A 7,660-nucleotide genomic window follows, 5' to 3' on the forward strand; every position below is an offset into this window, starting at 1 on the left:
GAAGGAGCACCAGACCCGCAATGGGTGAACCTCCCAGTACCACCCGTGCCACCCCCCACCCGCCCCGCACTGGGGCGCCCCTGATCAGCTCGATCAGCTCGATCAGGGAGACGGGCGTGGCACGGTGACCGCGACCCTGCTGCTGCTTCTCGCGCTGGCCCTCACACTCGCCTGCGCGGTCTTCGTGGCCGCCGAGTTCTCCCTCACCACCGTCGAACGCGGCGACCTGGAGCGCGCCGCCGAAGCCGGTGAGCGCGGGGCCGACAGCGCGCTCACGGCGGTGCGTCGGCTGACGTTCCAGCTCTCCGGGGCCCAATTGGGCATCACCGTCACCTCCTTGGTGATCGGCATGCTCGCCGAGCCCTCGCTGGCCGTTCTCCTGGAGAGCCCGCTCACCGCGGCCGGCCTGCCCGAGGGCGCGGCGTCGACGGCCGCGGTGGTGCTGGGCGTGGCCGTGTCCACGGTGGTGCTGATGGTCGCCGGAGAGCTGGTGCCCAAGAACTGGGCCATCTCCCGCCCCCTGCACGTGGCCAAGGCGGTCGCCGCCCCGCAGCGCGCCTTCACCGCCGCCTTCGCCCCGCTGATCCACCACCTCAACAACACGGCCAACCGTCTGGTGCGCCGCCTGGGCCTGGAGCCCGCCGAGGAGCTGGCCTCCGCCCGTACCCCGGACGAACTGGTCGCGCTGGCCCGCCACTCGGCCGCCGAGGGCGCGCTGGAGCAGGACGCGGCCGAGCTGTTCGTCCGTACGCTCCACCTGAGCGAGCTGACCGCCGAGAACGTGATGACCCCACGCGTGGACGTCCAGGCGCTGGAGGCCCACGCCACCGCCGCCGACGCCGCCAACCTCACCCTGGCCACCGGGCGTTCCCGCCTCCCCGTCTACCGCGACAGCCTGGACGAGGTGGTCGGCACCGTGCACATCCGCGATGTCCTCGCCCTCGACGCCGCCCGCCGCGCCACCACCCCCGTCACCGACCTGGCCACGCCCCCGCTCCTGGTCCCCGACAGCCTCCCGGTGGACCGGCTGCTGGACCGGCTGCGCGGCGCGCGCACCATGGCCGTCGTCATCGACGAGTACGGGGGCACGGCGGGGGTCGCCACCCTGGAGGACATCGTCGAGGAGGTCGTCGGCGACGTCCGCGACGAACACGACACCGATGAGGCCCCCGGCCTGGTGCCCCTCGGCCCCGGCGCCTGGGAGGCGGACGGCGGCGTACGGCTGGACGAGCTCACCGGCATCGGCCTGACCGCGCCCGAGGGCCCGTACGAAACCGTCGCGGGCCTGCTGGCCACGGCCCTGAGGCGCATCCCGGCGGCCGGGGACACCTTCGAGACCGACGGCTGGCAGCTCACGGTCCTGAAGGTGGACCACCACCGGGCCGACCGCGTACGGATCACCGAGATCACCGAGATCACCGAGATCACCGAGATCGCCGAGATCACCGAGGGTGCGCGGCGCGCCGAGACCACCAAGAACGAGGAGACCGCCAAGAGCGCGGAGACCCCCGAGACCCCCGAGACCCCCGAAACCCCGAAGACCCCCGAAACCCCGAAGACCCCCGCAACCCCCGAGGCCCCCCGATGACCGTCCTCCAACTCGCCATCGGCGCCCTCACCCTCCTCACCAACGCCTTCTTCGTCGGTGCCGAATTCGCCCTGATCTCCGTGCGCCGCAGCCAGATCGAGCCGCGTGCGCAGGCGGGGGAGAAGCGGGCACGCGGTGTGCTGTGGGCGCTGGAGCACCTGTCCGCGCTGATGGCCACGGCCCAGCTCGGCATCACCATCTCCTCCCTCGTCCTGGGCGCGGTCGCCGAACCGGCCATCGCCCATCTGCTGGAGCCGGTCTTCGACGCCGTCCATGTCCCGCACGCCCTGGTGCATCCGATCGCGTTCGTCCTCGCGCTCACGGCGGCCACGTATCTCCACATGCTCATCGGCGAGATGGTCCCCAAGAACATCGCCCTCGCCGCCCCCGAGCGCACCGCGCTCCTCCTCGGCCCGCCGCTGGTGGCCCTCACCCGCCTCCTGCGCCCCGTCGTCTTCGGCGTCAACGCCTTCGCCAACGGCGTGCTGCGGCTGCTGAAGGTCGAGCCCAAGGACGAGATCGAGTCGGTCTTCACGGACGCCGAGCTGATCCGGCTGGTACGGGACTCCAGCGACGCCGGGCTGCTCGGCACGTCCGGCGGCGACCGGCTGCGCGACGCCCTGGAACTGGGTACCCGGCGGGTCGGCGACATCCTCGTCCCGCTCGACGCGATGGTCACCGTCGACCACCGCGTCACCCCCGCCCGACTGGAGCGCGCGGCGGCCGCCTCCGGCTACTCACGACTCCCGGTCACCGGCCCCGGCGGCGCCATCCTGGGCTACCTCCACATCAAGGACACCCTCGGCATCACCGACCGGGACCGTCCCTTCCCCCGCACCGCCGTGCACACCGTCCCCCGCGTCCACGCCGAAACCCCGCTGGACGACACCCTCACCACCCTGCGCGCCACCGGCGCCCACCTGGCCGCCGTGTCGTCCGACACCGGCACGGTCCTGGGCTTCGTCACGATGACGGACGTCCTGGGAGAACTCGTGGGCGCGGCTCGGACGTAGCGACGTCGAACGAGCAACGTAGCGGGACCTGCGGACAAAAAGGACGGACAAGATAGGCGAGACGGGCAAGACGGAAAAGGCAGATCAGGGTGAGGGCCGGGCCGAGGGCCGGTCCGGGCGCATGGAGAACACCGTGTCCCCGGCCATCGCCACGATCGCGTCCTTGACGAGCAGCACCCTCGGCTCCGTGTCCTGCGCCGCGGTCCCGGGGTCCTCCAGCGCGGATGTGCGCCACGCCTCCTTGCCGTCGTCCACGTTCAGCGCCAGCAGACGGCCGAAGCGGTTGGCGAAGTACAGCTTCCCGTACCGCCTGGACAGCACGGGCGCGGACAGGCTCTCCGTCTCCGTCGCACGCTGCCACAGCTCCCGGCCGCTGTCCGCCGCCACCGCGGTGACCATCCCGTTGGGACGGACGAAGTAGACGGTGCCGTGCAGCAGGGTCGGCTTGCCGAGCACCGGGCGCCGCAGCGGGATCCGCTTGATCTCGCCGGTGCGCGGATCGACCCGCACCATGGCCTTGTACGGGCGCTCGTACCCCGAGTCGTACACCTCCTTCGTGGTCTGCGCCACCACGAACAGCGGCTTGCCCTGGATCGCGCCGACGGTCAGCGTCTTCTCCGGAAGGGTGGTGAGCGTGTGCTGTGTGCCGTCGGAGGGGTCGAGCCGCAGCAGGTCGTACGGGCCCTCGGCGGCCAGGCCGTGGGAGTCGGTGGGCGCGCACATGCCGTACGGCGCGCCGCCCAGCACCGTCGGCTCGCAGAACTTCCCCTCCGGCGTGGGCGACTGCCACAGCGGCTCGCCCGACGCCCCATAGGCGATGAGCTGTCGGCTGTCCGACGACAGCGTCAGCACCCCGCCGCGGAACGGTCGCACCGTCGCGGATTCGCTGATCCGCCTCTCCCACCGCTGCTTCTCGGTGGCGGCGTCCAGGGCCACCACCGACCGCCGGCCGTCCTGCGACTCCCGGTAGCCGTAGACGATTCCGTCCCGTACGCCGATCGGCGGCGCCGCCTGGGGGCGGAAGCTCCAGCGCCACTTGACGCGGCCGTTGGCGGCGTCGACCTTGGCGATCGTGAACCCGTTTCCACCGCAGTACAGGGTCCGGCCGCTCTCCGAGACACATCCGGGCTCGTTGTAGACGAGGGGCGGCCCTTCGGTCTCGACCCGCAGATCCGTCCGCCACGGCCGCCAGCCCGCGGGGAGCGACGCGGGCGGCAGGGAGTGCGCGGTGGTGGTGGACGGGTCGCCCGACGACTCCCCCCTGTCCGGGGCGAAGACCGCCGCCGCGACGCTCAGCCCGGTGACGCCCAGGGCCACCCCGACGGTGGTGACGACGAGCCGCCGCCGGGCTCCCCGCGCCGGTCGGGTGTGCTCTGTCTCGGGCGGCGGGGAGACGGGAGGACGCCCGGCGCCGGCCGTTGCGGGGCCGTCGACAGTCGCGGGGCCGTGATCCGTGGTCGCGGGGCCGTGGGCCGCCCCAGGGCCGTGAGCCGTAGTCCCGGGGCCGTGGGCCGTACTTGCGGGGTGCGGCGTGACCGGGCCATGGGCCGTCCCGGGCCCCGGCCCCCCGGCAGACGCCCCCTCAACCCCCGCCGCTTCCCCGCCTTCCCCACCTTCCCTGCCTTCGCTGCCTTCCCCGCCTTGGCCGCTCACCCGCTCCGCCGCCGGGAAGTCCGGCAGCGCGCGCAGCACGCGGTGGAGTTCCTCCAGCTCCGGCCGGGCCTCCGGCGCCTTGGCCAGACAGCGCTCGGCGATGACCCGCAGCGGTTCAGGCACCCCCTCCAGCGTCGGATGTTCGTACATCACCTGGTAGCCCGACAGGTAAGGGCTGTCGGACTCGAACGGACTGCTGCCCCGCGCCGCGAACACCAGCAGCGACCCCAGCGAGAACACGTCCGACGCGGCCGTCACCCCCCGCGGGCTGCGCAGTTGCTCCGGCGACATGAACGGCGGGGTGCCGAGCACCCGTCCGATGGTGACGGTGAGCGTCTGGCTGTCGACGGCGCGGGAGATGCCGAAGTCGATGACGCGCGGCCCGTCCTCGGCCATCAGGATGTTGGCGGGCTTGAGGTCCCGGTGCACCACCCCGGCCCGGTGGATGTCGCGCAGCGCCTCGACCAGTCCGAGGCCGAGCGTCCGCAACTCCCGCCCGTTCAAGGGGCCGTTCTTCCGTACGACCTCGGAGAGGGTGCTCCCCGGTACGTACAGCGTGGCCATCCACGGCCGGTCGGCCTCCGGATCCGCGTCCACCACGGGGGCGGTGAACGCACCGCTCACCCGCCGCGCCGCCGCGACCTCCTGCCGGAAGCGGGTCCGGAACTCCTCGTCCCGCGCGTACTGCTCATGGACCAGCTTGATCGCGACCTGCCGCCCCGAGGCCGCACGCGCGAGATAGACGACGCCCATGCCGCCCTGCCCGAGCCGGTCGACCAGGGCATAGCCGCCTATGGATTCCGGATCCCCGGTGGCCAGCGGCATCGCCGATCCCCTCTCCCGCGCCTCTCCCGCGCCGTCTCCGCGTCTTGAACGGCCGTACCGGAGACCACATTAGGTCGGTCGCGGGCATCGGCGGACCAAGTGGCCGATGACGTGGCGGAACGGTGACCTCCGGTACGCCCGGCGATGCGTTAGCGCGGCGTTAGCGGAACGGCGTCGGGGCGGCAGCGTTGCGTCAGCGGACCAAGGAAAACTCATAGTCACACCGAGCCGGTGAGCACACCGGCCGGACCGCAGATCCGCAGACCGCAGATCCGCAGACCGTAGATCCGCAGACCGCGGACCCGCGGACCGCAGCTCCACACCCCGCGGCCACGCAGACCGCGGACCGCAGACCCACAGGAGGAACCCGCCATGTACACCACCGCCTTCCGCCGCGGCCGCACCGTCCGTACCATCGCCGCGTCGATCGTGGCCGTCGCCGCTCTGAGCCTGACCGCGGCGTGCGGCGGGGACGGCGACGGGGGTTCCGACAACGCGGGCAAGGCGAACTCGTCGGCCTCGGCGTCTTCGGGCGGACAGGACGCGGGCACCGAGAAGGGCACGGACGCGGCGAACGGCGCGGGTGAGTCGGGTACGGCGGACAAGGGCGGCAAGAGCGGCGCCGCGGACGTCAAGGACGCGAAGGCGCAGGCCCAGAAGCCCGGCGCGGCGTCCGACGACGAGCCGATCGGCGACTGCGACATCAACAAGACCGTCCTCTCCGTCCAGAACGTCAAGAACCCCATCAACCACATGCTGCTGAAGGCGACCAACGGGGCCGGTGTGGACTGCAAGCTGGTCGGCTACCCGAGCCTGAAGTTCGGCGCCGACGCGCAGGCCGCCACCCCGGTGAACGAGGACAGCAAGCCGCAGTCCGTCGTCGTGCTCGCCCCGGGCGAGAGCGCCTACGCGGGCATCACCACCTCCGCGGCGGACGGCTCGGGCGACGAGGGCAGCAAGATCGACTCGCTTGAGGTGTTCATCGACGGGAACGAGGACTCCGCCGAGGTCGAACTGCCCGGTGGCTCGGTCTTCGTCGACAGCGCCGCCCGGGTCACGTACTGGCAGACGGATCTCCAGGACGCCCTGTCCTGGTGAGACGCCCTGTCCTGGTAACGCGACGACGTAACGCGACAACGCTGCCACATGCAGACCGCGTACACATACATGAACCCTGTCTTGCATACGGGACGCCACCCCTGTGAGGATGAGGCGCGGCGCCGCCCACGCGGCGCACGCTGACGCACACATGGACCGGCACAAGGATGGGGGACGGATGGACATCGGTTCCGTCGCCCTGCTGGTGTCGGCCGGGGTGGCATCCGGACTCGCCGGTTCGATCGCGGGACTGGCCTCGCTGTTCAGCTATCCGGCGCTGCTCGCGGTGGGGCTGCCGCCGGTGGCCGCCAATGTGACCAACACGGTGGCCCTGTTCTCCAACACCGTCGGCACCGCGGCGGGCTCCCGCACCGAACTCCGCGGCCAGCGCGACCGCCTCCTGTGGCTGTGCGCCATCGCGGCCCTGGGCGGCGCGGTCGGAGCCGCCCTCCTGCTGGGAACGCCGTCCTCCGCCTTCGAGGCCGTCGTACCGTGGCTGATCGCCCTCAGCTCGGTACTGATCCTGGTCCGTGATCCGCTCCGCCGGCTCATGGCCTCCCGCGCACGCTCCGTCGCGCACCACACCGCCCGCCCCAGCCTCCCGCTGGCGTGCGCGGTCCTGCTGGTCGGCCTGTACGGCGGCTACTTCGGCGCGGCCTCGGGCGTTCTGATGCTGGCGGTGCTCTCGCTGTCCGCCACGGAACCCCTCCCGGTCACCAATGCCGTGAAGAACGTCGCCACGGGTGCCGCCAACATCGTGGCCGCCATCGCCTACGTCGCCGTCGCACCCGTGAACTGGGCCGCCGCCGTATCCCTCGGCCTCGGCGCCCTCCTGGGCAGTTCACTCGGCCCTCTGGTCGTCCGCCGTCTGCCGGAAACCCCACTCCGGATCGCCATCGCACTCGGCGGCCTCGGCCTGGCGATGTCCCTGTGGCGCTAACCCGCCGTCCCCGACTCCTCCGGGTAGAAGGTGATCAAGGTGGCGGTGCCATCCGGCGCGACGACGCGTACGGCCGCCTCCGGGATGTCCTCCGTGGCCACATCGACCTCGGTGGGATGCGACACCATGTGCCGCAGCACCACCGGATACCGCGGCGACTTCCCGCCCACGGCACCGATCACCGTGTCGTCCTTCGGGTCGTAGGCGAGGGAGGAGAAGGGCAGCCGCTCGGCCTCGTACTGATGCCCGACCGAGGGCTCCAGCACCTCGATGGTGGCGAGTTCGCCCTGGTGCTCGGCCGTGATCTGATCGAGTGTGGTCCGCCACTCTCCGCGATCGAACGCTGTGGAACCGGCCATCGCCGATCCTCCCTCCGCACTCGTGCCGCTGCTACGCCCCCTCCCACCCCCCCCCCCCCCCCCCCCCCCCCCCCCCCCCCCCCCCCCCCCGCCCACCCCCCCCCCCCCCCCCCCCCCCCCGCCCCCGCCCCCCCCCCCCCCGCCCCCCCCCCCCCCGCCCCCCCCCCCCCCCCCGGCCCCCCGC

At 72.5% G+C, this 7,660-nt stretch carries 7 protein-coding genes; 4 read left to right on the forward strand and 3 right to left on the reverse strand.

Translation table 11 applies throughout. The features are described 5' to 3' along the window. The first annotated feature begins 124 nt into the window (after window positions 1–124). Window positions 125–1,588 (forward strand): hemolysin family protein, encoded by a 1,464-nt coding sequence (locus NQU54_RS11775; protein ID WP_257630999.1) that lies wholly within the window; start codon window positions 125–127, stop codon window positions 1,586–1,588. Beyond that, window positions 1,585–2,601, forward strand: coding sequence for a hemolysin family protein (locus tag NQU54_RS11780; protein ID WP_257631000.1), 1,017 nt, complete (start codon window positions 1,585–1,587; stop codon window positions 2,599–2,601). The genes NQU54_RS11775 and NQU54_RS11780 overlap by 4 nt, the downstream gene beginning before the upstream one ends. A gap of 84 nt (window positions 2,602–2,685) precedes the next feature. On the opposite strand, the gene NQU54_RS11785 is transcribed toward NQU54_RS11780, so the two are convergent. Together NQU54_RS11785 and NQU54_RS11790 are read right to left on the reverse strand one after the other, a co-directional pair. Further along, entirely contained in the window at window positions 2,686–5,079 is a 2,394-nt protein-coding gene (locus tag NQU54_RS11785; RefSeq protein WP_257631001.1) for a protein kinase domain-containing protein, read from the reverse strand. Window positions 5,080–5,297: 218 nt separating this feature from the next. After that, the gene (locus tag NQU54_RS11790; protein WP_257631002.1) at window positions 5,298–5,453 is read right to left on the reverse strand and encodes a hypothetical protein; all 156 of its coding nucleotides are present in this window, start codon (window positions 5,451–5,453) and stop codon (window positions 5,298–5,300) included. On the opposite strand from NQU54_RS11790, the gene NQU54_RS11795 reads away from it, so the two are divergent. Together NQU54_RS11795 and NQU54_RS11800 are read left to right on the forward strand one after the other, a co-directional pair. Next, entirely contained in the window at window positions 5,452–6,177 is a 726-nt protein-coding gene (locus NQU54_RS11795; RefSeq protein WP_257631003.1) for a DUF4232 domain-containing protein, read from the forward strand. The two genes, NQU54_RS11790 and NQU54_RS11795, sit on opposite strands and share 2 nt — an antisense overlap. Before the next feature lie 178 nt (window positions 6,178–6,355). Further along, window positions 6,356–7,117 (forward strand): sulfite exporter TauE/SafE family protein, encoded by a 762-nt coding sequence (locus NQU54_RS11800; protein ID WP_257631004.1) that lies wholly within the window; start codon window positions 6,356–6,358, stop codon window positions 7,115–7,117. On the opposite strand, the gene NQU54_RS11805 is transcribed toward NQU54_RS11800, so the two are convergent. Next, complete coding sequence (locus NQU54_RS11805; RefSeq protein ID WP_069860272.1) at window positions 7,114–7,476, reverse strand: DUF5335 family protein; 363 nt, start codon at window positions 7,474–7,476, stop codon at window positions 7,114–7,116. The genes NQU54_RS11800 and NQU54_RS11805 overlap by 4 nt on opposite strands. Window positions 7,477–7,660 lie beyond the last annotated feature (184 nt).

The organism is Streptomyces malaysiensis subsp. samsunensis, from assembly GCF_024519315.1.
Taxonomy (GTDB): domain Bacteria; phylum Actinomycetota; class Actinomycetes; order Streptomycetales; family Streptomycetaceae; genus Streptomyces; species Streptomyces malaysiensis.

Excerpts from the sequence above, each read along its gene's own strand:
- NQU54_RS11800 (WP_257631004.1), top strand. The coding sequence starts at position 6,356 with ATGGACATCGGTTCCGTCGCCCTGCTGGTGTCGGCCGGGGTGGCATCC.
- NQU54_RS11780 (WP_257631000.1), top strand. The coding sequence starts at position 1,585 with ATGACCGTCCTCCAACTCGCCATCGGCGCCCTCACCCTCCTCACCAAC.
- NQU54_RS11785 (WP_257631001.1), bottom strand. The coding sequence starts at position 5,079 with ATGCCGCTGGCCACCGGGGATCCGGAATCCATAGGCGGCTATGCCCTG.
- NQU54_RS11790 (WP_257631002.1), bottom strand. The coding sequence starts at position 5,453 with ATGGCGGGTTCCTCCTGTGGGTCTGCGGTCCGCGGTCTGCGTGGCCGC.
- NQU54_RS11805 (WP_069860272.1), bottom strand. The coding sequence starts at position 7,476 with ATGGCCGGTTCCACAGCGTTCGATCGCGGAGAGTGGCGGACCACACTC.
- NQU54_RS11795 (WP_257631003.1), top strand. The coding sequence starts at position 5,452 with ATGTACACCACCGCCTTCCGCCGCGGCCGCACCGTCCGTACCATCGCC.